Source organism: Kitasatospora sp. NPDC088742, assembly GCF_055584905.1.
Window position 1 is genome coordinate 1 of the sequence record NZ_JBVJLD010000023.1, and the last position, 22,808, is coordinate 22,808.

The following is a 22,808-nucleotide window of genomic DNA, read 5'->3' on the forward strand; positions in this document are numbered from 1 at the left end:
TTCCAGCACTGCCCACTGGGCGTCCGTCAGATCTCCCCGAGCCATGGATCAAGATCATCGCATGACCTTGATCCACTTCTGAAACAGGCCCTAGTGCCGTGCCCGGCACTAGCCCCCACCATTCCGTACGCACCACACCCTCACGAGGACCCGATGCCCCGTCATCCCGCCTCCGCGCCGACCGTGCGCACCTCCCGACTCTCCTCCCTCAAGGCCGACTTACCCGCCTCCCTGGTCGTCTTCCTGGTCGCGCTGCCGCTCTGCGTCGGCGTGGCCGTGGCCTCCGGTGTCCCCGCCGAACTCGGCCTGGTCACCGGCATCGTGGGCGGACTGCTCACCGGCCTGCTGCCCGGCAGCAGCCTCCAGGTCTCCGGCCCCGCCGCCGGCCTCACCGTGCTGGTCTACGGCGCGGTGCAGGAGCACGGCCTCGGCACCCTCGGGGTGATCACCGCCGCTGCCGGCCTGATCCAGCTCGCCATGGGCACCGCCCGGCTCGGCCGCCTCTTCCGCGCCATCTCGGTCTCGGTGGTCCAGGGCATGCTGGCCGGGATCGGCCTGGTCCTGATCGCCGGTCAGCTCTACGCGATGGCCGACCGCAAGGCCCCCTCCGACGGCCTGTCCAAACTGGCCGGCCTCCCGGGCCTGGTGACCGACACCCTCTCCTCCCACGCCTCGCTCACCGCCGCCGCGATCGGCGCCGGCACGGTGGCCGTCCTCGTCCTCTGGCCCAAGCTGCCCGGCCCCTTCCGCACCCTCCCGGCCCCGCTGGCCGCCGTCGCCGGAGCCACCGCCGTCACGGCGCTGCTCTCCCTCCCCGTCGCCAAGGTGGACGTCGCCGGGCTGGCCGGGGTGATCAGCCTCCCGGACTCCTCCGACTTCGCCGCCCTCGGCAGCGTCACCGTGCTCGGCACGGTGCTGGCCTTCGCGCTGATCGCCTCCGCCGAGAGCCTGTTCAGCGCCGCCGCCGTCGACCGCCTGCACGACGGCCCGCGCACCCAGTACGACAAGGAACTCCTCGCCCAGGGCGCCGGCAACACCGTCTGCGGCCTGCTCGGCGCCCTCCCGATGACCGCCGTCATCGTCCGCAGCGCCGCCAACGTCCAGGCCGGCGCCCGCACCAAGGCCTCCCGCGTCCTGCACGGCCTCTGGCTGCTGCTCTTCGCCGCCCTGCTCCCCGCCGCCCTCACCATCATCCCGCTGGCCGCCCTGGCCGGGGTCCTGGTGCACGCCGGAGCCAAGCTCATCCCCGTCAAGTCCCTTGTCCCGCTGTGGCGTTCACACCGTCACGAAGCCCTGATCCTGGTCGTCACCGCCGTCGCCATCGTGGCCACCAACCTCTTCGAGGGCGTCCTGCTCGGCCTGCTCCTCGCCGTCCTCAAGTCCGCCTGGGACACCTCCCACCTCCAGGTCGAGGTCACCGATCAGGGAGCCGACGGCCCGATACGCGTCACCCTCTCCGGCAACGCCACCTTCCTCCGCCTCCCCCGCCTGCTCGAAACCCTCGAACACCTCCCCACCGACCGCCCCGTCCACCTCGACCTCACCCCCCTCCGCCACCTCGACCACGCCTGCCGCACCGCCCTCGAAACCTGGGAGGACCGCCACAACCGCACCGACGGCGCAGCCACGGTCATCCGCATCCCGGCGGCCGTCTGACCCTCCCTCAGGGTGCCCGGGGCGCACCCCACCCCCGGGCACCTACCAGCGGCCTCGACGACGGCCGTCGTGTCACGGTCCGGTTCGGATGGGGTCCCGGATCGGCGAACGGCGCCCTGGGCGCGGTCCGTCGCCCGTAGCCTCTGCGCACCGGGTCAGCAGCCCGGACGCACCCACCACACCGGGGAGTTCACCGCACCGTGTACCGCCGAACCGCCCTCCTCGCCGCGACCGCCGTCCTCGGCCTGACCGCCTGCGTCCCCGCGGACGTCACCACCGGCGGCGCCACCACTCCCCCTCCGTCCGCCGCTCCTCCCGCCGCGTCGCAGAGCGCCTCCGCCCCGGCGGCCGCCAAGTCCTCACCCGGCGGGCGCCGTACGGTCGCCGAGGCCCGCACCGCCGGCGGACTGACCCTCGCGACCGGCGCGGGCACCCTGACCGACGTCCCGGTCGACCCCGGGGAGATGCAGGACGGCATGCAGTTCGTCCAGGCCGAGTACGACCGCCCGGGGAAGCCGTCCGCCCGCCGGGTGCTGGTCCTCGCGGTGGACAACGTCCCCGAGGACCCGAACAAGCGCCGCGAGTACCTGTGGCGCGGCCTGGTCGACTACGCGCTGCGGAAGGGTTCCAGCGGCGAGCCGGCCACCGCCGAGCCGTACGCCCCGGGCCCGCTCGGCGGTTCCCTCGAGTGCCTCGGCCTGCCCGCCCGGACCGGCCCCACCGACGTGCTCTGCGGCTGGGCCGACGCCTCCACCGCCGGGGTCGCCCTGCTGCCCGCCACCACCCCGCCCGAGGCGGCCCGCCTGTTCGCCGCGATCCGCGCCGACATCGAGCACTGACGCCCGTCCGGGCCCTGCGACCACCGGTCGTTGTGACGGGTGGTCAGCAGCCAGTAGGTTTCCGGGTCACGGGCGAATCGACGGGGAGGCGCGGTGTCCGGTTTCGTGTACGTCGATCAGGAGGCCCCTGACCATCTCCGGAGGGCGGCGGCCGGGTCGCGGGTGACGCTGCCGTCGTTGGAGCCTCCGTGGCTCGTGGTTGACCACTCGGTGGAACGGGTGCTGGTGGTCCGGTGGCCGGGGCGGCTGTTCCGGGCGGAGGTCGTTCCACCGGTGACGGACGAGCAACGGGCCGCCGTGGCGCGTGCGGCCGAGAACCTGCGGTCCGACGCCGGCTACACCCGCGCCATCGCCGTCGACCTGCTGGAGGAGCTCTCTCCGTCGGTGCTCTTCGGCCCGAACGGAGCTGCCGTGCGCCGCGTCCTCGACGCCGGATGCGCGCTGGACGAGGAGGGCGCTCGCCTGCTGGCGTCCGCCCGCCGTCCCGCAGCCGACGCCGCGTACGGCGCGGCATGGGACCGGTGGCTCGCCGAACAGCCCGGAGGCGCCTCGTACCGAGGCTCGGGGCACGCACGGGTGGTGGCGGTCCCCGGCTCGGGGCCGTCCCCGTCGCCGATCGGGCACGGGTTCTCCGTCCTGGCCGAAGCGGTCCGCAGGAGCGCCCGGCTCCGCGGCGGCGCGGCGGCGTACGCCACCGACGAGGACGGCGACGAGGTGCTGGCGGATCCGTGGCACACCGCCCTCGGCGCGCTCCTCGACGCGGCCATGGCCTTCGGGGCTCCGCAGCACGTCGACGGCCGGGCCCGTACGGTGCTCACCGCCGCCTGGAACGCGGCGTTCGAGTCCGTGGTGACCCCCCTCGACGGCCCCTAGGACTGCCGGCTGCCGGGGAGGGGCGCCTGACGGGGCCTCAGGCCGACCGCGCCGGGAGGCGGTCGGCCGCGCGGACGCGGTGGAGGTGGACCAGGAGGTCGTAGGCCCGGCCGAGGGCGAGGGTCGGGACCGGGTCGGGGCGGTACTCGGAGCCTGCCTCGTAGGTGGGGTGGGCGGTGTCCAGCCAGCGGCGGGCGGGGTCCTGAACGGTGCGCAGGTCGAGGTAGTAGTCGCGGTGGCGGACCCGGTCGAGGGGGTGCTCGGTGCTGCCCGGGGCGGCCGGCGGGACGGTGACGGTCTTCCAGTCCTGACTGCCGATGGACGAGTCCTTGGTGAGGAAGGAGCCGCCGGCGAAGGTGGTGCCGATCGCCAGGTAGTCCTGGCCCAGGGTGTCGCGGAGGAAGGCGCCCTGGGTCTTCGGGTAGATGCCGGGGTCGGTCGCCAGGTAGCCGGCGTGGCCGTTGTGCGCGGAGACCAGCACCTTGCCGCCGACCTGCCGCTGCCACCACGCGGTGTTGTCCGCCATCGTGCGGTCGCGCAGCAGCTCGGCGGCGGTGACGCTCGCCGGGTCGGCGAAGTCCAGGGTGAGGAACTCGAAGGTCCGCGCGATGACCCGGGCGTGCTGCCCGGCCCAGGCTGCGGCCTCACCGCCACCGCCCGTCCCACCCGCGAGGGCGGCCACCAGCTCGTACGCCTCCGCCGCCCGGGCCGCGTCCGCACGGCGCTCGGCGAGCGGCCGCCCGAGGTAGGCGAAGACGTCGTCCAGCGGGCGCAGCGGCGCGTACAGCGCCTCCACCCGCGCGGCCCGCGCCGGCGCGGACCCCCGGACGTGGTCGAGGACCCGTCGGAAGACGTCGTCACCGAGCCGCGGGGCGCCGATGTCGTCACCCGTGAACCGCAGCGGCCGGCCGGCCCGCCGGCGGTTGTACTCCCGCATCCAGCCGATCAGGCTCACGAACTCGGCCCGCTCCCACGGCGATCCGCCGAACTCCTCGCGGACCAGCCGCACCGCGTCGCCGCCCGTCTCGCCCCGCACGTAGGAGTCGATCCGCAGTCCGGAGGTCCAGCTCATCTCCAGGGCGAAGGTGGTGAAGCCCTTCTCCTCCACCAGGTGGCGGAAGAGCCGCTCCTTCAGGGCGAAGAACTCGTGCGAGCCGTGGGTCGCCTCCCCGAAGCCGACCACCTTCGCGCCGCCGATCATCGCCCCCAGCGCCCGCAGGTCGGCCGTCCGCCCACCCGGCTCGCTCGTGGCGAGCGGCTGCGCACCACGCTCCAGCGCCCGGACCAACCGCTCCTCGCTCCCGTCCACCGGGACGGCCGCCCACGCCCGGGGCGCCCCGACCGCCAGCGCGGCCGCCCCCGCCCCGGCCGCCAGCAGCAACTGCCGCCGCCCGAACCGCACCTCACGCCCCGTCATCCCACGCCCCGTCATCCCGTCCACCTGGCCACGTCCTCCGCCTACCGGCCCCGCCGCTCGGGGCCACTGGAACGATCTTGTCCCGGCCGCACGGCCCACCACCCTCCCGCTACCCGCCGTCTTGCTCCTGGGGTTACCCCCACCCCCAACTGCCCTCGCGGACATCCGGGCCGCTCCCCGTTTGTTCGATCACGTCTCACGGGTAGTCAGGGACCGACCCACAGGAGGCAGTCACCATGCACCCGACCACCCCCAGGCATCCGCACCCGCCCGGCCTGGACACTCTCCACCGCACCCCGCAGCGCGGCCTCGCCGCCGTCCCCGACCCGGGCCACCGCGCGATGATCGCGAGCGTGCTGGACTCGGGGCTGATCGAGCGGGAGATCGCCCGAACCGACGCCTTCGTCTTCGACCCGCCCCCGGACCTCGACCAAGCCGGCGCCGACGCCCGGACGCTGACCGCCGAACTCGAGGCCTTCGGGGTCGTGCTGCCCGCCGCCACCGTCGAGCAGATCACCCGGATGCGCGCCCTGATGGTGCCCCTGACCGACGACGCGCTCGCCCTCGCGGTGGACCGCGTCTGGGTCTTCACCACCAACGCCGACGACGTCTGCTGCCGCGACCGGGACCGCGCGGCGGCCCTGCTGCGGTCCGGGCTGCTGCCGGCCGAACCACCCGCCACCCCCGAGGCCCGCTACGTCCGCCACATGTTCGAGCAGCTCGCGCCGCACTGCGACCCGACCGTCCTCGCCGTCCTGAAGGGGTTCTTCCACAACGCGCTCACCGGCCTCCTGATGGAGGCGGAGTTCCGCCCGGACGCCACCGACGGGCTGGACAGCGACTTCGTCCGGGCCTACAACGGCTTCTCCCAGTTCTGGTTCACCATGCTGCAGTTCACCGACCCGTGCCTGGGCGCCGACCGCCACCGTGCCTTCTGGGCGGCCGCGCTGAGCTCCGGCGTGGCGTTCCTCAACGACGTCAACGACGTACTCTCCTGCTACAAGGAGGCGGTGGACGGAGCGGACTTCCTGGCCGGACGCCTCCACCGCCAGGCGCTGAGCGAGGGCGTCCCGTACCTCACCACCTACCGCCGCACCTTCGACAGCGGCTCGGCCGCCCACCACCGGATCCTGGACCTCGCCACCGAGGGCCAACGCCCGTACCTGGAGCGCTACTTGACCGGCTTCGCGTACTGGCACCTGCACTCACCCCGCTACCGCTGGCAGGACCTGTACCCCGGCCTGGCCCAGATGGGGCACTGACGGGGGCGGTCCACCCGGGCAGTGTTCACCAGAGCTGGATGCTCCCGGGTGCCGGCGGGCCCGGCCGGGACGGCCGAGGGTCCGTCAGACCACCGCGCCACGCCGGTGCGAGGTATGTCCGTTTAGCGAGAGATGCCTCACGTGTAATGGTTCTGCCCACCCGCGATCCCCCTGCCGGGAGCAGCGGCGGGCCTGACAGCCCCCCATACACGGAGGAACAACGTGCAGCGCCCACGTGCCCGCACCCGCATCCTGGCCGTCGCGGCCGCCGTGGCGGCCCTCGCCACCGTGGCCGCCGGCCCGTCCCCGCAACCGGGCCAGGCCCGGCCGCGCGGCGCCGGGACCGAGCGGCCGATCGGGCCGGACCCCGCGGTCACCCTGTTGGCGCACGGCAACCTGACAATGGCCTCGAACTCGGTGCTCGCCTGTGACGACAGCCAGGGCGACACCTGCAACGACGACAGTTACAACAACGGTCGGACCAAGTGGGTGAAGTCCGACCCCGCCGCACCCGGGAACACCGCCTCCGCCGCGACCCTGACGGTCCCTCCGGGCTCCAAGGTGCTCTCGGCCCGGCTGTACTGGCAGCTCAATCCGGACGGCACCAGCGTCACCTCGACCTCCGGCGACGCCACCAAGGCGAACCAGGTCGAGCTCAAGGTGCCGGGAGCGGCCGGCTACCAGCGGCTGACCGCCGACACCTACGACTGGTTCGACCAGCGGACCGGCGGCAACCCGCCCAAGCCGATCACCGCCCACGCCGGGGTCAAGGACGTCACCGACCTGGTGAGCGCGGCCGGTTCGGGCTCCTACACGGTGGCCGACGTCCAGGCCTGCCAGGGCCGGTCCTCCACCGCCGACTTCGGCGGCCAGAACGTCGGCTGCTGGGGCGGCTGGTCCCTGGTGGTGGCCTACGAGAACCCGGCCGAGCCGCTGCGCTACCTCCAGGTCTGGGACGGCTTCCAGCTGGTGCGCCCGCCCAACTCCGCCGCCACGCTGACCCTTTCGGGCATCCGCACCTCCCCCGGCAGGGCGCCCGCCGCCACCATGGGCGTGACGGTCGGCGACGGTGACACCCCGATCGCGGGCGACTCGCTGGAGGTCGGGCCGAGCACCGCCGCCCTCACCAAGCTGAAGATGCCGACCCCGAGCGGCCAGGTGGTGGAGGACAACGCCTTCACCGGCCGGATCGACCGGGTGGCCGCCGACGGCACCGGCACCAACCTCACCGACCGCACCCCGAACCCGGTGAACAACCTGGGCTACGACGCCCGGATCGTCGACATCACCGGCAAGCTCCCGGCCGGCAGCACGCAGGCGGTGCTGCGGATCAACGGCGACGGCGACGCGCTCCACCCACAGGCGGTCTGGCTGGCCCTGGAGGCGGTCGAGCCCGACCTCCAGCTCACCAAGGCCAACGACCCGGCCGGCACCACCGACGACAACCCGCCCGGCCTGGTCGAGGCCGGCGGCCAGGTGACGTACTCCTTCACCGTGGCCAACCAGCACCGCGACGGCACCAGCGCGGACCTGGACACCGCGACCGGCATCACGCTGACCGACGCGCTCCCGCCCGGCGCGAGCTTCGTCGCCGGGTCCAACCCGGCCTGCTCGGCCACCGGACGGACCGTCACCTGCCAGGTGGCCGACCTGGCGCCGGGCGCGAGCACCACGGTCTCCTTCAAGGCCGCCGTCGACCCGGGTACCGCCGCCGGGACGAAGCTGGACGACACCGGCTCGGTCTCCTTCACCGGCGCCCAGACCGGCCGCACCCAGCAGCGCGACAGCAACACGGTGCGCAACACCGTGACCGCCGCCCCGAAGTACGCCGTCACCAAGACCGCCGGCAAGGCCGACGCCGAGCCGGGCGACCAGGTCGCCTACACCGTGACGGTGGAGAACACCGGCACCGTGGCGATCGAGAAGCTCACCCTCACCGACGACCTGACCGAGGTGCTGGACGACGCCACGTACGACGGCGCCGCCACCGCCTCCACCGGCCAGGTCTCCTACCGGGCCCCGGTGCTGAGCTGGACCGGCGACCTCGCTCCCGCCGCCAAGGCCACCATCACCTACACCGTGACGGTGCGTCAGCCCGCCGCCGGCGACGACGCCCTGGTCAACACCGCCGTGACCGACCGCCCCGGTGGCAACTGCCTCGCCGGCTCCACCGACCCGGCCTGCACCGCCACCGTCCGGGTGACCCGCCCTTCACCCAGCCCTTCGCCGAGCCCCAGCCCCAGCCCCAGCCCGGACCCGAGCGCCGGCCCGACCACCGGCCCGACCCCGTCGCCCTCCGCGCCGGACCAGGGCGACGGCCCGCTCCCGCACACCGGCGCCGGCGTCACGCTCGCCGCACTGACGGCCGCCGCCACCCTGATCGCCGGGTTCGTGCTGTTCCGCCTCTCCCGCCGGGGCCGCCGCAGCTGACCCATCGCGCAAGATAGTGACATCAGCAACGCATAACTGAAACAATTCAGCGCAAGAATCTTGTGGGTACCCCTGCGGAGGCCCTACTGTCACGTGCCAATCCCCCTCCAGAGACAGGCACCTGATGGCACGGAACCTCCGCAGGGCGCTCATCCCGCTCCCCGCCTCCCTGCTCCTGCTCAGCCCGCAGCTCGGCGGCACCGCCGCCGCGGCCCAGAGCCCCGCCCCGGCCCCCGTGCTCACCCGCGCCGCCCTCGCCCCGGCCCTCACCGAGGGCCGCGGAGCGCGGGTCGCGTTCGCCGAGCAGGAGGCCGAGTCCGCCGTCACCACCGGCACCCGGATCGGCCCCGACCGCGCCGCCTACACGCTGCCCTCCGAGGCCAGCGGCCGGCAGGCGGTGCAGCTGACCCCGGGTCAGTACGTGGAGTTCACCCTCCCCGCCGCCGCCGACGCGATCACCGTCCGGTACAGCATCCCCGACGCCCCCCGGGGCGGCGGGATCACCAGCCCGCTGGACGTGACCGTCAACGGCCGCGACCGCCGCACCATGACGCTGACCTCCGAGTACTCCTGGCTCTACAACCAGTACCCGTTCTCCAACGACCCGCAGGCCGGGCTGCTCCACCCCGACTGGTGGATCACCGAGTGCGCCTGCGTACCGGCCGCCACCACCCCGGCCCCCGAGATCGGGAAGCCGTTCCGCCCCAGCCACTTCTACGACGAGCAGCGCCTCCTCCTCGGCAAGCGCTACAAGGCCGGCGACGTGGTCCGGCTCTCCGTGCCCCGGGGCGCCACTGCGGAGTGGACCGTCGTCGACCTGCTGGACTCCGAGCTGGTCGGCGCCCCGCACGTCGAGCCCTTCGCCGCCAACGTGCTGGCCTTCGGCGCCGACCCGACCGGCCGCCGCGACTCCGCCCCGGCGATCGAGCGCGCCATCGCCTTCGCCCAGCGCAGCCGCCTCAAGGTCTACCTGCCGCCGGGCACCTACCAGGTGAACCGGCACCTCACCGTGGACGACGTCATCATCGTCGGCGCGGGCAGCTGGTACACCGTGCTGAAGGGCCGTCAGACCACCCTGGCGCAGCCCGCCCCGGACGGTTCGGTGCACACCGGCGTCGGCCTGTACGGCAAGTCCGCCGCCGAGGGCGGCAGCCGCGACGTCCACCTCTCCGGCTTCGCGATCGAGGGCGACGTCCGCGAGCGGATCGACACCGACCAGGTCAACGCGATCGGCGGCGCGCTCAGCGACTCCACCGTCTCCGGCCTCTACCTGCACCACACCAAGGTCGGGCTCTGGCTGGACGGCCCCATGAGCCGGCTGAAGGTGACCGGGAACGTCATCGCCGACCAGATCGCCGACGGCCTCAACTTCCACACCGCCGTGACCGACTCCCTGGTCGCCGACAACTTCGTCCGCAACACCGGGGACGACGGGCTGGCGATGTGGTCCGAGAAGAGCGCCGACGCCCGGAACGTCTTCGACCACAACACCGTGCAGTCCCCCGTCCTCGCCAACGGCATCGCGGTCTACGGCGGCACCGACACCACCCTCTCCAACAACCTGGTGGCCGACCCGGTCCGCGAGGGCAGCGCCATCCACGCCGGCTCGCGCTTCGGGGCCGAGCCCTTCGCCGGGCAGCTGCAGATCACCGACAACACCACCGTGCGCGGCGGCACGTTCGAGCTGAACTGGAAGATCGGGCTGGGCGCGATCTGGTTCTACGCCCTGGACCGCTCGATCGACGCCGACGTCCGGGTGACCGGCGACCACCTGCTGGACTCCACCTACAACGCGCTGATGCTGGTCTCCGACTGGCCGGTCAAGGACCAAGTGGCGATCAACGGCCTGAAGTTCGAGGACCTGCGGATCGACGGCACCGGCACCTCCGTGCTCAGCGCCCGGGCGGCCGGCTCGGCCACCTTCGAGAACGTGGACGCCCGCAACGTCGGCGCCGTCGGCGTCAACAACTGCGGCACTTTCCACTTCACCCCGGCCGGCTCCGAGTTCGCCCTCACCGACCTCGGCGGCAACGACGGCGGCGGCACCACCGGCCCCTGGCTCGCCCCCTGGGAACTCCCCAACACGGTCACCTGCGACGACCGCCCGCCGGTGGTCGCCCCGCCCGCCCCCTCCCCCTGGGGCTAAGACCGACCCGCGCGCCGTGTCCGGGCCCTCACCCCGGGCGCGGCGCGCCGCCCCTTGCTGAGCACGGTCGGTTAGGTTCGGACACCATGAGCACCACCACCTGGACCACCCGCCCGGAGACCACCACCGACGCCTCCGCCGTCCGCGAGATCAACCTGGCCGCCTTCCCCACCCCGGGCGAGGCCGACCTCGTCGACGCCCTGCGGGCCGACCCCTCCGCCTGGATCGACGGCCTCTCCCTGGTCGCCGTCGACCCCGCGGACCGCCCGGTCGGGCTCGCCCTGCTGACCCGCTGTCACATCGACGAGACCCCGGCCCTCTGCCTGGCCCCCTGCGCGGTGCTCCCCTCCCACCAGCGCACCGGCGCGGGCGCCGCCGCGATCCGCGCCGCCCTCGACGCGGCGGCCGCCCTCGGCGAGCGCCACGTCGTGGTCCTCGGCCACCCCACCTACTACCCGCGCTTCGGCTTCGGCCGGGCCTCCGCCCACGGCATCAAGCTCTCCATCGAGGTCCCGGACGAGGCCCTGATGGCCCTCACCCTGGACCCGTCCCACCCCCTGCCCTCCGGCACCGTCCGCTACGCGGCGGCCTTCGGCATCTGAGACCTCCGGCCGCCGGGTCAGCGCATCAACCGCTCGGCCTCCGCCAGGAGTTCGACGACCCTGAGGCCGAAGGCGGCGTCGCAGGGGTCGGCCGTCCCGTCCGCCGCCGAGCGCAGCAGGGCCGAGACCGAGCGGGCGTAGGCCTGCTGCGGGCTCTCGTGCCGCTCGGGCATCAGGAAGCGGCCGGCCTCGCCGCGCAGTTCGAGGACCACGCCCTCGACGGCGCCCGCGACGGGCATGGTCAGGCTGAGCGTCAGGTTGCTCAGCGCGCCGGAGGCATGGCGGAGCACCAGGTGGACGGTGTCCATCGGTCCGGCGGTGGCCGAGACCACCTCGCCGTCGCCGAGGGCGGGCAGGAGCACCGAGAGGGCGTGCGGGCCGACGTCCCACAGGGCACCCTTCTCCCGGCGCCAGGGCGAGTCGGCGTACGGGCTGTCGCTGCCGGGGGCGAAGACCGAGCCGAACCACTCGGCGCGGGCGGTGAACCAGCCGCCGCGAGCGGCCTGTTCGGTGAGCCAGGCGGCGATGTCCGGGTGGTACCGCAGGGTGAAGAAGACCACCGAGGCGACCTTGGCGCGCTCGGCGGCCTCGGCCACCCCGCGCGCCTGGTCCACCGTCAGGGCGACCGGCTTGTCGAGGAGCAGGTGCTTGCCGGCCTCGGCGGCCCGGACCGCGTACTCGGCCTGGACGGCCGGCGGCAGCGCGATGGAGACCGCGTCCACCGAGGCGAGCAGTTCTTCGACGGACGAGAAGACCGGCACCCCGTACGGCTCCGCCAGCTCGGCCGCCGCGCCGGGGCGCCGCCCCCAAACCCCCGCGAACTCGACCTCGGGGTGCGAGGCCAGCGCCGGGGCGTGCACCCGCTGGGCCCACGGCCCGGTGCCGAGCAGTCCTATCCGCACGGCCGTCACGGCCGTCACCGCTCGACCCGGATCAGCGTGAAGCCGTCGTAGCCCTTGACGCCGACGGTCTGCACGGAGGTGGCGGTGACCCGGGGCTCGGCGGCCAGCTGCTCGTGCAGGCGGCGGGTGCCGAGGACGGCGGGGTCGGTGGAGCAGGAGTCGGCGACCGCGCCGCCGCGTACCACGTTGTCGACCACGATCAGGGTGCCGGGGTGGGAGTGGTCGACGGCCCAGGCGACGTAGTCGGGGTTGCTGACCTTGTCGGCGTCGATGAAGAAGAAGTCGAAGGGCTCGACGCCCTCCTTCGCCAACTCGGCCAGGGTGTCGGCGGCCCGGCCGAGCCGGACCTCCACCCGCCCGGCCAGCCCGGCCCGTTCGAGGTTGCCGCGGGCCACGTCGGCGTGCGCGGGGTCGATCTCCAGGGTGAGCATCCGCCCGTCCTCGGGCAGCGCCCGGCCGAGCCAGATCGCGCTGTACCCGCCGAGGGTGCCGACCTCCAGGATCCGCTTGGCCCCGATCGAGCGGGCGAACAGCTGGAGCATCCGCCCCTGGTTCGGCGCCACCGCGATCTGCGGCAGCCCGGCCGCGTCGGCGGCCGCCTGAGCCGCCGTCAGCTCCGGGTCGTCACCGATCAGCGTCTCGCTGAAGTACTCGTCCACCTTGGTCCACTGGTCCTGTCCCACCGTGGTCCTCCACACTCCGTCGACTGACCGTCAGCCTAGTGCCGTGCCCGGCAAGGTTTGCCCCGTCGCGTCGTTCGGTGCGTGCTGTCGGCGTGCCGGGGCAAACCTTGCCGGGCACGGCACTAGATCAGGTCGACGGTGACGTGCGGGGCCAGGGCGCGGAGGAAGTCGGCCGCGTCGAAGAGCGCCCCGGCGGGCGCGACGCCGACCGCTCGGGTGCGGCCGTCGAGGACGCGGGCGAGGGCCTCCACGACGAGGGGCGCGGTGACGGCGTAGATGTCCCGGCCGTGGGCGGTGAGCCGGCGTTCGGCGCCGCCCGCGCGGACCAGGACGTCCACCACGAAGGTCTGGTCGGAGCGCCCGGCCTCGTCGGTGGCGGTCGGGGCGGGGGTGTCGGGGGCCGCGATGTCGGCGGCCGCGTTGGCGGTCATGTAGGTGGTCACCGAGGGGATGTCCAGGTGCTGGGGGACGGTGACGACGTCCGCCATGGTGAACTCCCCGATCACGGGACGGAGTCCGAGCGGGGCGGGGAAGTCCCACTCCAGGGTGGGTGCCGCGTCGGTGCGGCGCTCCCACTGGCCGCCGGTGTAGCGCAGGCGGTGGGCGCCGCGCCGCTCGCGGGAGACCGCGCCCGCCCGGCGGGTGCCCGCGGTGGGGTGCCAGTGGTTGAGCCCGTAGGCGATGTGGGCCTCGTCGGCCGAGGTCCAGTCGCCCATGGCGGCGGTGACCAGCAGGTCGCCGAGGCCGCCGAAGAAGGCCATCGCGGGGACGACCACCGCCTTCGCGTCCCGGGCGCGGTCGGCGAAGTGCGCGAAGGTGTCGAGGTTGGCCTCCAGCTCGGCGGCCACGTCCAGGTACGGGATCCCGGCGCGGAGCGCCGCCTCGATCACCGGGCCGGTGGTCGAGGCGAACGGGCCCGCGCAGTTGAGGACGGCCACGGCTCCGGCCAGGGCCCGGTCCAGCGAGGCCGGGTCATCGGCCGAGGCGGTCCGGGCCTGGAGGCCGTGCTCCTCGGCGAGCTCCGCCAGCACCGCGGCGTCGCGGCCGGACGGCACCGGGACGTAGCCGCGCGCCAGCAGTTCCGCGACCACGAACCGCCCGGTGTGCCCGTACGCGCCGAACACCGCCACCATCTGACCCGACGTCATGAGGACCGCTCCTTGCGTCTGTTGCGAAGACCGGGCCGCTGCGGCCCGACAACGACCATCCTGTCGGGAGCGCCACCTCCGCACGAGTGTCGGAAACGACACGTGGCGTACAGTTCCGGACATGCCCACCGTCGCACTGGCCGTCACCGACGGCATGCTCCACTACGAACTGTCCGTCGCCCTCGAGGTGTTCGGGTCGGACCTCACCCATCTCGTGGACCCCTGGTACGACTTCGCCCTCTGCGGCTCCGGCCCCGTGCGCCTCGGCCACTTCCGGCTGGAGCCCGAGCACGGGCTCGACCGCCTCGCCGAGGCCGACACCGTGATCGTGCCCGGCTGGGCCGACGCCGACCAGGCGCCGCCCGCCGAGCTGGTCGGGGCGGTACGGGCGGCGCACGAGGCCGGCGCGCGGGTGGTCTCGCTCTGCACCGGCGCCTTCGTCCTCGGCGCGGCCGGACTGCTCGACGGGCGGCGCGCCACCACGCACTGGGCCCACACCCGGGAACTGGCGCGGCGTCACCCGGCGGCCACGGTGGACCCGGACGTCCTCTACGTCGACAACGGTGACGTCCTCACCTCGGCGGGGAAGGCCGCCGCGATGGACCTCTGCCTGCACCTGGTCCGGCTCGACCACGGCTCTGCGGTCGCCAACACGGTCGCCCGCCGCCTGGTCGTCCCGCCGCACCGGGACGGCGGCCAGGCCCAGTTCATCGCCACCCCGGTCCCGCCCCGGGGCAACCACCCGCTCGACGACCTGTTCCCCTGGGTGCTCCAACGCCTCGACCAACCGGTCAGCGTCGAGGACCTGGCCCGCCGGGCCCGGATGAGCTCCCGCCACCTGGCGCGCCACTTCAAGCACCTGACCGGCACCACGCCGCTGCAGTGGCTCCACACCCAGCGCATCCGCCGCGCCCAGGAGCTGCTCGAAACCACCGACGCCACCGTCGAAACCATCGCCGACGCCACCGGCATGGGCACCGCCACCACCCTCCGCCGCCACTTCCACCGCACCGTAGGCGTCCCCCCGGACACCTACCGCCGCACCTTCCGCGCCACTGACCTCACGAGTCGGCACTAGTCCACGATCAGCAGCCGGGCACCGGCCGGGGCGCTGGAGCGGTGCGCCTCGCGGTCGTCGGCGACCTGGTAGCTGGAGCCGGCGCCGGTGGTGACCACCCGTCCGTCGTCCAGGGTGGTCACCAGTTCGCCGTCCAGGACGAAGAGGACGTGGCCCTTGCGGCACCAGTGGTCGGCCACGTAGCCGGGGGTGTAGTCCACCCGGCGCACCCGGATCGGCCCGAAGGTCCGGGTGCGCCAGAGCGCCTCCCCGGTCTCCCCGGGGTGGCGCTCCACGGGCACCTCGTCCCAGTCCGTCGCGGTGAAGTCGAATCCGGTGATCTCCATCGCGCCATGCTAGGACAGCCGTGCTGACGGTCAGTCAGCCGCCCCCGCGGGCTCCGGGGCGGGAGCGGGCGTGCCGCCGCTGGTCTCGGGGTGGGCGGCGCGGTGCTTGGCCGCGCGGCGCTTGAGGACCAGGGCCGAGCCGGCGCCGAACAGGGCGGCGACGATCAGGCCGACCCAGGAGAAGGACTTGAGCCAGTGCTCGGCGGCCTTGCCGACGGTGTAGATCAGCCAGGTGGTGCCGCCGGCCCAGACGACGCCGCCGAGCACGTTGGCGATCAGGAACTTCCAGTACGGCATCCGCAGGGCACCGGCCAGCGGCCCGGCGAAGATCCGCAGCAGGGCGATGAAGCGGCCGAAGAAGACCGCCCACATGCCCCACTTCTGGAACGAGCGCTCGGCGGTGGCCAGGTGGTCGGGCCCGAAGTGCTTGGGGAACTTCCTCCCCACCTTCTCGAAGAGCGGTTTGCCGCCCTTGCGCCCGATCGAGTAGCCGATCGAGTCACCGATGATCGCGCCGGCGATCGCGCACAGCGCCACGACCCAGGGGTTGACCACGCCGCTGGCGGCCAGCACCGAGGCGGTCACCAGGGCGATCTCGCCGGGCAGCGGGATGCCCAGGCTCTCCAGCAGGATGATCACTCCGACCAGGGCGTAGACCGCATTGGGCGGCACGCTCTCCAGCCATACGTCGAGGTGCAAGATCGGTATCCCTCCGTGGGCGGGCAGCACCCGGTGGGCGGTGCCGAAGAAAGTCGTGGGCAGCCTAACCCGGCCCGTCCCCCGGGTACTCCCACGTACGGCAGCCCGCCGCGGTTCCCGCTCGGCCCTGACGGCTGCTCAGCCCCGCCGCAGCAGCTCCGGCAGACCGACCGAGCCGACGATCCGGGCCCGCCGGTCCGGCAGGTCCAGGGCCAGCACCCGGAACAGCCAGGCGTGCCGGGCGGCCAGCGGCACGGTGCGCGGATCGCGCAGCAGCTCCCGGCCGCCGACCGCCCAGGGCATCGGCGGCACCCGGTACCCGGCCCGCCGGGACATGCCCCGGAGGCTGGCCCGGCTGAACCAGTGCGGGATCGAGTCGAAGACCAGCGTCCCGCCCGGGAAGCGCTCGGCGCAGCGCTCGAAGAGCTCGCCCACCTCGCCGGGCCGCAGGTACATCAGCAGGCCCTGGGCGACGATCATCACACCGTGCCCCGGGTCCACCTCGTCCAGCCAGGCCGGGTCGGTGGCCGAGCAGGCCAGCAGCCGTTGCCTCGGCTCGGGCGGGAGCAGCCGGGCGCGCAGCTCGACCGCCTCCGGCAGGTCGACCGAGAGCCACTGGGCCCGGCCGTTGTCGACCCGCCAGTACTGGGTCTCCAGTCCGTCGCCGAGGCAGACCACGGTGCCGCGCGGGCAGCGGCGCAGGAAGTCGGCCACCTCGCCGTCGACCAGTCCGACCCGGTGGCGCTGCATCCGGCTGCCGAGGCCCTGGCCGTTGCCGAAGCGCTCGACGAAGGGGAAGTCCAGCCGCTCGGTGAGTTCCACGGCCTTGGGGTCGTGGAAGGTGGTGCCGGGCTGACGGGCCGCCACCGCGCGGTGGTGGAGGGTCCACAGCGCGGTCTCCGGGATCGCGGAGAGCTGTTCCATCTCCTCAGGGTGCCCCATGATCGGCGCGCGGGGGCCCCGACACCACCGGTGGCTGACGGCCGGTCAGCCGATGCTGAAGGCTCCCTCCGGCGGGGGCGGGGAGTCGGTGGCGTCGGCGTCCGTGACCGGGGCGGTGCGGCCGACCAGCCCGGTCAGCTCGTCCTCGGCGCAGAGCCGGGCCGGGAAGACGTCGGCGGCGAGGCGCCGGGTCAGTTCGGCCTCGGGCAGCGGCCGGTCGGAGCCGATCAGCAGGACGTTCCCGTACCGGCGGCCGCGCAGCACCGAGGGCTCGGCCGCCAGGCAGACGTGCGGGAAGACCGCGCGCAGGGTGGCGGCCTGGGCCTTGGCGAAGGCCAGCGGCGGGCCGTCGGCGAGGTTGGCGGCGTAGCAGCCGCCGGGGGCGAGCGCGGCGGCGGCCAGCCGGACGAACTCGACGGAGGTGAGCCGGGCGGGGGTGCGGGAGCCGTGGAAGACGTCGGCCACCACCACGTCGGCGGCGCCGGGCGCGGCCGCGGCGAGCGCCTCGCGGGCGTCGCCGACGCTCACCTCGATCGAGGCGGGCCAGGGCAGCTGACTGCCGATCAGCTCCACCAGCGGCCCGTCCACCTCCACCACCCGCTGGGCCGAGCCGGGCCGGGTGGCGGCCAGGTAGCGCGGCAGGGTGAGCGCGCCGCCGCCCAGGTGCAGGGCGGTGACGGGCCGTCCGGCGGGGGCGAAGGTGTCCAGCAGGTGGGCGATCCGCTGGGTGTACTCGAACTCGAGGTGGCCCGGGTCGGCCAGGTCCACGTACGACTGCGGGGTGCCGTCCAGGGTGAGCAGCCAGCCCTGCTCGTGGTCCAGGTCCGGCATCAGCTTGGCCCGGCCGAGGTCGGTGACCCGCTCGACCGGCAGCCGGTCCTCCTCCTCCCGCACCACCGTCACGCCTGCACCGCGTCGGCCGGCAGGTACGCGGCCAGCCAGCGGTCCAGCTCGGCGAAGACCCGCTCCCGGGCGGCCTCGCCGGAGAGCACCAGGTCGTGCATGCCGTCCGGGATCCGCACGGTGGTGACGTGCCGTCCGAGGCGGGGGGCGAGTGCGGAGATGTCGTCCGCGCGCAGCACCGCGTCGCTGCGGTGCAGCGCCGGGTCCCAGCGGGTGGTGCTGATCGAGGCGGTGGAGGCCATCAGCAGCACCGGGCAGTCCACCCGCAGCCCGGCCCGGACGGCGCGGTGGCCGCGCTGGATGGCGGCCAGCCAGCCGGCGTAGAGCGGGAAGCCCTCGGCGGGCTTGAGGGTGAGGTCGAAGTCCCAGCTGCCGCGGTGGTCGCGGTGCAGGCTGTGCACGTAGTGCGGGTTGAGCGCGCTGGGCAGCTTGCGGGTGGCGGCGGCCCGGCCGACGGCGTCGATCAGCGGGGCGCCGAGGGTGCGCACGGCGGGGGCAGCCGGCATGGAGAGGAAGGGACTGTTGAGGAAGAGCCCGTCCACCACGCCGCGCCCGGCCCGCCGGGAGGCCCAGAGGGCGGTGATCAGGCCGCCGGTGGAGTGCCCGTTGACCAGCAGCTGGGTGTGGCCGTCCTGCTCGCGGATGATCCGGGCCGCCTCGTCCAGCTCCTCGTCGTAGGCGGCCAGGTCGGTGATGAAGTTCGGCGACTGATGGGGCCTCAGGGAGCGGCCGTACTTGCGCAGGTCGAGCGCGTAGAAGGAGTACCCGAGCTCGGCGAAGTGGTCGGCCAGATGGGTCTGGAAGAAGTAGTCCACGTAGCCGTGCACGTACAGCACCGCCCGGCGCGAGCCGGGCAGCAGCCGGCGCACCAGCGTGGCGCTGACGGCGCCCTCCTCGTCGGCGGCCAGCGGCAGCTCGGCCGCCTCGTACGGGGCACCCAGCAAGGTGTCGGTCCGGAACTCCACGTCGTACCCGCTCCTGATCGGCCGTCGGATCTACGACTCGACCTTAGCGCCCCGGTGCCGCTGACCGACGGTGCCCCGGAGCACCGACACGATGCCGAGGCCCGCGGCGCAGACCGGGACGGCGAGCAGGGCGCCGAGGATGCCGGCGATCCCGGAGCCGGCCACCACGGCGATCATGATGGTGGCGGGGTGGAGTTCGACGGTGCGGCTCTGGATGATCGGCTGGAGCACGTTGCCCTCGATCATCTGGACCGCCAGCACCACGCCGAGGGTCCAGATCGCGGTGCCCAGGCCACCGTCGGCCAGCGCCACCAGGACGGCCACGGTGCCGGAGAGGAAAGCGCCGACGAAGGGGATGTAGGCGCCCATGAAGACCAGGGCACCGAGGCCGGGGGCGCCCGGGACGCCGAGGATCACCAGGCCGATGGTGATGAAGGTGGCGTCGATCAGGGCGATCAGGGTGGTGCCGCGCATGAAGCCGGCCATCGCGCTGAAGGCCTGCCGGCCGCAGGCGATCGCCAGCTCGGCCTGACGCTCCGGCAGCACCCCCCGCACCGCGTCCCCGGTGCGGTGCCCGTCCCGGAGGAAGAAGAAGACCAGGGCCAGCGCCAGCACCCCGCCGGTGACCAGCTGGGTGAGCACGCCGATGCCGGAGAGCACGCCGTTGGCCAGCTGGCCCACCACCGTGCTGCCGGTGCCGGCGGCCGAGGAGAGGCCGGACTGGATCTTCTCACCGGTCGGCCCGAGCCAGTCGGCGATCCGCTGGCCGGTCTCACGCAGCGAGGCGGCGATCTGCGGGGCGCTGTGCACCAGGGAGTTGGTGAGCAGGATGAGCACCGCGGCGACCGCGAGCACCAGGACCGCGCAGGTGAGGGCGGCGGCCAGGCCGCGCTTGACGCCGTGCCGCACCAGCCAGGGCATCACGGGGTGGAGCAGCGCGGTGGCCAGCAGCGAGAGGATCACCGGGATGGTGGCGGCCCGCAGCGCGACCAAGGCGTAGACCAGCAGGGCGGCGACGGTGATGAACAGGACCACCGCCACCGACCAGGCGGCGGCCGCCCTGACGGTCGGCGGGAGCATCAGATAGGGCGGCCGGACGTCCTCGGGCGGCCGCTCCACCTCCGTACCGGGCTCCACTGCCATGCCGTCGCCTCCCGCCACCCGCGCCTGATCCGTCCATCTGATCACAGGATCTGACGGAATGTCCGGATCGGTGGCCCGGCTAGAGCGTGCCGTCCACCACCCTGCGCAACAGCGCGATGCGGTTGCTGGTCACGGAGGCCACGCCGAGGGCGAGCAAGCGGGTCATGGTGCGGCGGCGGTCGGCGGTCCAGGTGCTGACGGCCAGTCCGCTGTCGGCGGCGGCCCGGACGTAGTCGGCGTCCAGCAGTCCGAACGGCGGGTTGAGGTAGCGCGGGCGCAGGTCGGCCAGCAGGGCGGCGGCGGGCTGCTGCGGGAGCTTCCAGGTCAGGGCCAGCTCGGCCTCCCGGTCCAGGGCGCGGACGGCCAGCATCGCGGCGGCGGGCCCGCACCAGCCGGTGGACCGCTCGGCGCCGAGCTCGCGTACCACCGCGTGCGCGGCGGCGGCCGGGCCCGGGTCGTCCAGGTCGAGCAGCAGCCGGGCGTTCGGGTACGCGGCGGCGGCCTTCAGGGCCTCGGCCAGGGTCGGGATCCGCAGGCCGGGGCGGCCGGTCTCCTCCAGCTGGGCGAGGGTGACGGAGCCGACCGGGCGAGGGTCCTCCCAGAGCCGGCGCAGCGTCAGGTCGTGCAGCAGCACCGGGACGCGGTCGCGGGTCAGCTGGACGTCCACCTCCACCGCGTCGGCACCGGCGGCGAAGGCCGACTCGACCGAGGCCAGGGTGTTCTCGCGGAAGCGGTACGGGTCGCCCCGGTGGGCGACGGCGAGCGCACGCGCCATCAGCCGCGCTCCACCACGACGTTGGTGGACTTGATCACGGCGGTGGCCCGGGCGCCGGGCACCAGCCGGAGCTCCTCGGCGGACTCCCGGCTGATCAGCGAGACCACCCGGAACGGCCCGGCCTGGATCTCCACCTGCGCGGCCACGTCGCCGAGCAGGACGTCGGTCACGATGCCGGGGAAGCGGTTGCGCGCGGAGGACGGGCGGCCCTCCGCCTCGGCGTTCTCCGGCTTGGCCAACTCCCGGGCGAAGGCGGCCAGTTCGGCGCCGCCGATGATCCGGTGACCGTGTTCGTCCCGCTCCGCCGCCACCCGCCCGGCATCCACCCAGCGGCGCACCGTGTCGGTACTGACGCCGAGCAGCGCGGCGGCCTCGCCGATGCGGTAGGGGTGGACCGGCCGGTCGGCCATACGGGGCTCCTGACGCGAGGGTGGGCTCTGCCGGGATCATCCTGCCGCATCCGGGGCGGCGTCAGGTAACGGCCAGTCAGGGTTTTACCAGGCTTAAACTGGACAGAACGGGCAGGAGAGCCCCTGACCCGGAAGTCCCCGAGGAGCAGCAGAGCATGGCACCCGAGCCCGTCCCGTTCGCCTTCATAGCCGAGGCGGAGCGCTACCAGAGCAACGTCACCCCGCCGGAGCCCGAGCCGCGCTCGGTCCGCCGGGTGCTGGGCGGGCTGCTCGTGACGGTCGTGGTGGTCGCCGGCCTGCTCGCCGCCGTCGCCCTCGGAATGCCGGCCCTGCGCTCCCCCGCCGCCTGACCCACCACCGAGCGAGAGCGACGGGTCAGGGCTCGCCGAAGAAGTCCCGGCGGACGGCGTCGCCCGCCGTGAGCACCGCGCCCGCGAGCACCGCGCCGCCCCCCGCCGCACCCGGCCGCACCTCGGTGGTGAACGGGCAGAGCCCGGCCAGCCGCCGTTCCACCAGCGCGGCCAGCACCGCCCCGCCGGCCCGGCCGAGCTCGCCGCCGAGCACCACGCAGCCCGGGTCGAGCACCACGCAGACCGCCGCCACCCCGATCGCGATCCGCTCGGCCAGCTCCGCCAGGAAGGCCGTCTCGGCGGGACCGTCCGCCTCGACGGCGGCCCGCAGCACCGTCTCGGCCCGCTCCACCGGGCCGCCCTGCGGGACCGTCAGCCCGTGGGCCAGCGCCAGCTCGCCGACCGCCCGGCTGCTCACCGTGGCGTCGAAGCCGTTGTCACAGCCGTCGGCGGTCGGCAGCCCCCCGGTGCCGGGCACCGGCAGGAAGCCGATCTCCCCGGTGCCGCCGGAGGCGCCGCGGCGCAGCCGGCCGCCGAGCACCACCGAGGCGCCGGTGCCGTGGCCGAGCCAGAACAGCACGAAGTCCTCCCGCCCCTGGGCGGCGCCGATCCGGTGCTCGGCGATCCCGGCCAGGTTGACCTCGTTCTCCAGCAGCACCTCAATCTCCGGCTCGGCCCGCAGACCGGCCAGCAGTTCGGCGTGCCAGCGCGGCAGTTGACCGGAGTTGTGCAGCTCCCCGGTGGCCGGGTCCACCACCCCGGGGGCCCCGACCGCGACGGTGTGCAGCCGCCGCACCCCGGCCCCGGCGCAGGCCTCGGCCAGCGCCTTGAGCGTGCGGCCGGTCAGGTCCGCGCCGTGCTCAGGACCGGCCGGCACCTCGGCGGTGGCCACCGTACGGCCCGTCAGATCGGCGACCACCAGGGTGACCCCGGTGGCCCGGACGTCGATCCCGGCCAGGTGCGCGCGGTCGGCGACCAGGGCGTAGAGCCGGGCGTTCGGCCCGCGCCGCTGCTCGCCGCTCTCGCCGACCACGGTGACCAGGCCGCCGCGCTGGAGCCGCTCCAGCAGGTCGGCGACGGTCGGCCGGGAGAGGCCGGTGAGGCCGCGCAGCTCGGTGGCGGTGAGCGGCCCCTGGGCGAGCAGCAGGTCGAGCGCCAGGCGGTCGTTGATGGCGCGGGCGGTGCTCGGCGTGGCCGTGCGCGCGATGGTCATGGGACGGCATCCTCTCAGAGCTATCTATCAGGGTCCCTTCCTGATA

At 74.2% G+C, this 22,808-nt stretch carries 22 protein-coding genes; 9 read left to right on the forward strand and 13 right to left on the reverse strand.

The window, feature by feature from the left end; genetic code table 11:
• The first annotated feature begins 153 nt into the window (after positions 1 to 153).
• The 3 genes from ACZ6ZR_RS19225 (at position 154) to ACZ6ZR_RS19235 (ending at position 3,368) form a co-directional block, all read left to right on the forward strand.
• The gene (locus tag ACZ6ZR_RS19225; RefSeq protein WP_465643813.1) at positions 154 to 1,656 is read left to right on the forward strand and encodes a SulP family inorganic anion transporter; all 1,503 of its coding nucleotides are present in this window, start codon (positions 154 to 156) and stop codon (positions 1,654 to 1,656) included.
• Positions 1,657 to 1,856: 200 nt separating this feature from the next.
• Positions 1,857 to 2,495 carry a hypothetical protein gene (locus tag ACZ6ZR_RS19230; RefSeq protein ID WP_465643814.1) on the forward strand — a complete coding sequence of 213 codons (639 nt, stop codon included), beginning with the start codon at positions 1,857 to 1,859 and terminating at the stop codon, positions 2,493 to 2,495.
• Between the two features lie 195 nt (positions 2,496 to 2,690).
• Positions 2,691 to 3,368 carry a hypothetical protein gene (locus ACZ6ZR_RS19235; protein WP_465643815.1) on the forward strand — a complete coding sequence of 226 codons (678 nt, stop codon included), beginning with the start codon at positions 2,691 to 2,693 and terminating at the stop codon, positions 3,366 to 3,368.
• A gap of 37 nt (positions 3,369 to 3,405) precedes the next feature.
• On the opposite strand, the gene ACZ6ZR_RS19240 is transcribed toward ACZ6ZR_RS19235, so the two are convergent.
• Positions 3,406 to 4,800, reverse strand: coding sequence for an erythromycin esterase family protein (locus ACZ6ZR_RS19240; protein ID WP_465643817.1), 1,395 nt, complete (start codon positions 4,798 to 4,800; stop codon positions 3,406 to 3,408).
• Positions 4,801 to 5,021: 221 nt separating this feature from the next.
• Here ACZ6ZR_RS19240 and ACZ6ZR_RS19245 point away from each other — a divergent pair, with 221 nt between their 5' ends.
• From ACZ6ZR_RS19245 to ACZ6ZR_RS19260, 4 genes are all read left to right on the forward strand, one after another.
• Positions 5,022 to 6,047: an isoprenoid biosynthesis enzyme family protein gene (locus ACZ6ZR_RS19245; RefSeq protein ID WP_465643818.1), complete on the forward strand. Its 1,026-nt coding sequence runs from the start codon at positions 5,022 to 5,024 to the stop codon at positions 6,045 to 6,047.
• A gap of 222 nt (positions 6,048 to 6,269) precedes the next feature.
• Positions 6,270 to 8,477, forward strand: a complete 2,208-nt coding sequence (locus ACZ6ZR_RS19250) for a DUF7927 domain-containing protein (protein WP_465643820.1) — start codon at positions 6,270 to 6,272, stop codon at positions 8,475 to 8,477.
• Positions 8,478 to 8,601: 124 nt separating this feature from the next.
• On the forward strand, positions 8,602 to 10,623 hold the full coding sequence (locus ACZ6ZR_RS19255; protein WP_465643822.1) for a glycosyl hydrolase family 28-related protein: 2,022 nt from the start codon (positions 8,602 to 8,604) through the stop codon (positions 10,621 to 10,623).
• 86 nt (positions 10,624 to 10,709) lie between these two features.
• Positions 10,710 to 11,225: a GNAT family N-acetyltransferase gene (locus ACZ6ZR_RS19260; RefSeq protein WP_465643824.1), complete on the forward strand. Its 516-nt coding sequence runs from the start codon at positions 10,710 to 10,712 to the stop codon at positions 11,223 to 11,225.
• A 17-nt stretch (positions 11,226 to 11,242) separates the two neighbouring features.
• Here ACZ6ZR_RS19260 and ACZ6ZR_RS19265 read toward each other — a convergent pair whose 3' ends face one another.
• The 3 genes from ACZ6ZR_RS19265 to ACZ6ZR_RS19275 all read right to left on the reverse strand — a co-directional run bounded on the left by ACZ6ZR_RS19265 (position 11,243) and on the right by ACZ6ZR_RS19275 (position 13,958).
• The gene (locus ACZ6ZR_RS19265; RefSeq protein WP_465643984.1) at positions 11,243 to 12,127 is read right to left on the reverse strand and encodes a Gfo/Idh/MocA family protein; all 885 of its coding nucleotides are present in this window, start codon (positions 12,125 to 12,127) and stop codon (positions 11,243 to 11,245) included.
• A gap of 14 nt (positions 12,128 to 12,141) precedes the next feature.
• Entirely contained in the window at positions 12,142 to 12,810 is a 669-nt protein-coding gene (locus ACZ6ZR_RS19270; RefSeq protein WP_465643826.1) for an O-methyltransferase, read from the reverse strand.
• A 122-nt stretch (positions 12,811 to 12,932) separates the two neighbouring features.
• The gene (locus ACZ6ZR_RS19275; protein WP_465643827.1) at positions 12,933 to 13,958 is read right to left on the reverse strand and encodes a saccharopine dehydrogenase family protein; all 1,026 of its coding nucleotides are present in this window, start codon (positions 13,956 to 13,958) and stop codon (positions 12,933 to 12,935) included.
• Between the two features lie 121 nt (positions 13,959 to 14,079).
• Here ACZ6ZR_RS19275 and ACZ6ZR_RS19280 point away from each other — a divergent pair, with 121 nt between their 5' ends.
• On the forward strand, positions 14,080 to 15,036 hold the full coding sequence (locus ACZ6ZR_RS19280) for a helix-turn-helix domain-containing protein (protein WP_465643829.1): 957 nt from the start codon (positions 14,080 to 14,082) through the stop codon (positions 15,034 to 15,036).
• Here the strand turns inward: ACZ6ZR_RS19280 and ACZ6ZR_RS19285 are convergent.
• The 8 genes from ACZ6ZR_RS19285 to ACZ6ZR_RS19320 all read right to left on the reverse strand — a co-directional run bounded on the left by ACZ6ZR_RS19285 (position 15,033) and on the right by ACZ6ZR_RS19320 (position 21,199).
• Positions 15,033 to 15,362, reverse strand: a complete 330-nt coding sequence (locus ACZ6ZR_RS19285; protein WP_465643830.1) for a DHCW motif cupin fold protein — start codon at positions 15,360 to 15,362, stop codon at positions 15,033 to 15,035. The genes ACZ6ZR_RS19280 and ACZ6ZR_RS19285 overlap by 4 nt on opposite strands.
• Before the next feature lie 30 nt (positions 15,363 to 15,392).
• Positions 15,393 to 16,061, reverse strand: coding sequence for a DedA family protein (locus ACZ6ZR_RS19290; RefSeq protein ID WP_465643832.1), 669 nt, complete (start codon positions 16,059 to 16,061; stop codon positions 15,393 to 15,395).
• A gap of 138 nt (positions 16,062 to 16,199) precedes the next feature.
• The gene (locus ACZ6ZR_RS19295) at positions 16,200 to 16,985 is read right to left on the reverse strand and encodes a class I SAM-dependent methyltransferase (RefSeq protein ID WP_465643833.1); all 786 of its coding nucleotides are present in this window, start codon (positions 16,983 to 16,985) and stop codon (positions 16,200 to 16,202) included.
• A gap of 63 nt (positions 16,986 to 17,048) precedes the next feature.
• The gene (locus tag ACZ6ZR_RS19300; RefSeq protein ID WP_465643986.1) at positions 17,049 to 17,834 is read right to left on the reverse strand and encodes a spermidine synthase; all 786 of its coding nucleotides are present in this window, start codon (positions 17,832 to 17,834) and stop codon (positions 17,049 to 17,051) included.
• 68 nt (positions 17,835 to 17,902) lie between these two features.
• Positions 17,903 to 18,871 carry an alpha/beta hydrolase gene (locus ACZ6ZR_RS19305; RefSeq protein WP_465643835.1) on the reverse strand — a complete coding sequence of 323 codons (969 nt, stop codon included), beginning with the start codon at positions 18,869 to 18,871 and terminating at the stop codon, positions 17,903 to 17,905.
• A gap of 30 nt (positions 18,872 to 18,901) precedes the next feature.
• Positions 18,902 to 20,014 (reverse strand): AI-2E family transporter, encoded by a 1,113-nt coding sequence (locus ACZ6ZR_RS19310; protein WP_465643837.1) that lies wholly within the window; start codon positions 20,012 to 20,014, stop codon positions 18,902 to 18,904.
• A 79-nt stretch (positions 20,015 to 20,093) separates the two neighbouring features.
• The gene (locus ACZ6ZR_RS19315; RefSeq protein ID WP_465643839.1) at positions 20,094 to 20,789 is read right to left on the reverse strand and encodes a glycerophosphodiester phosphodiesterase; all 696 of its coding nucleotides are present in this window, start codon (positions 20,787 to 20,789) and stop codon (positions 20,094 to 20,096) included.
• A complete protein-coding gene (locus tag ACZ6ZR_RS19320) occupies positions 20,789 to 21,199 on the reverse strand; it encodes a TOBE domain-containing protein (RefSeq protein ID WP_465643841.1) in 411 nt (136 codons plus the stop codon). Before ACZ6ZR_RS19320 ends, ACZ6ZR_RS19315 begins: the two co-directional genes overlap by 1 nt.
• 155 nt (positions 21,200 to 21,354) lie before the next feature.
• On the opposite strand from ACZ6ZR_RS19320, the gene ACZ6ZR_RS19325 reads away from it, so the two are divergent.
• Positions 21,355 to 21,549: a hypothetical protein gene (locus ACZ6ZR_RS19325; protein ID WP_345285418.1), complete on the forward strand. Its 195-nt coding sequence runs from the start codon at positions 21,355 to 21,357 to the stop codon at positions 21,547 to 21,549.
• A 25-nt stretch (positions 21,550 to 21,574) separates the two neighbouring features.
• Here ACZ6ZR_RS19325 and ACZ6ZR_RS19330 read toward each other — a convergent pair whose 3' ends face one another.
• Positions 21,575 to 22,762, reverse strand: a complete 1,188-nt coding sequence (locus tag ACZ6ZR_RS19330; RefSeq protein ID WP_465643843.1) for an ROK family transcriptional regulator — start codon at positions 22,760 to 22,762, stop codon at positions 21,575 to 21,577.
• Between the last annotated feature and the right edge of the window lie 46 nt (positions 22,763 to 22,808).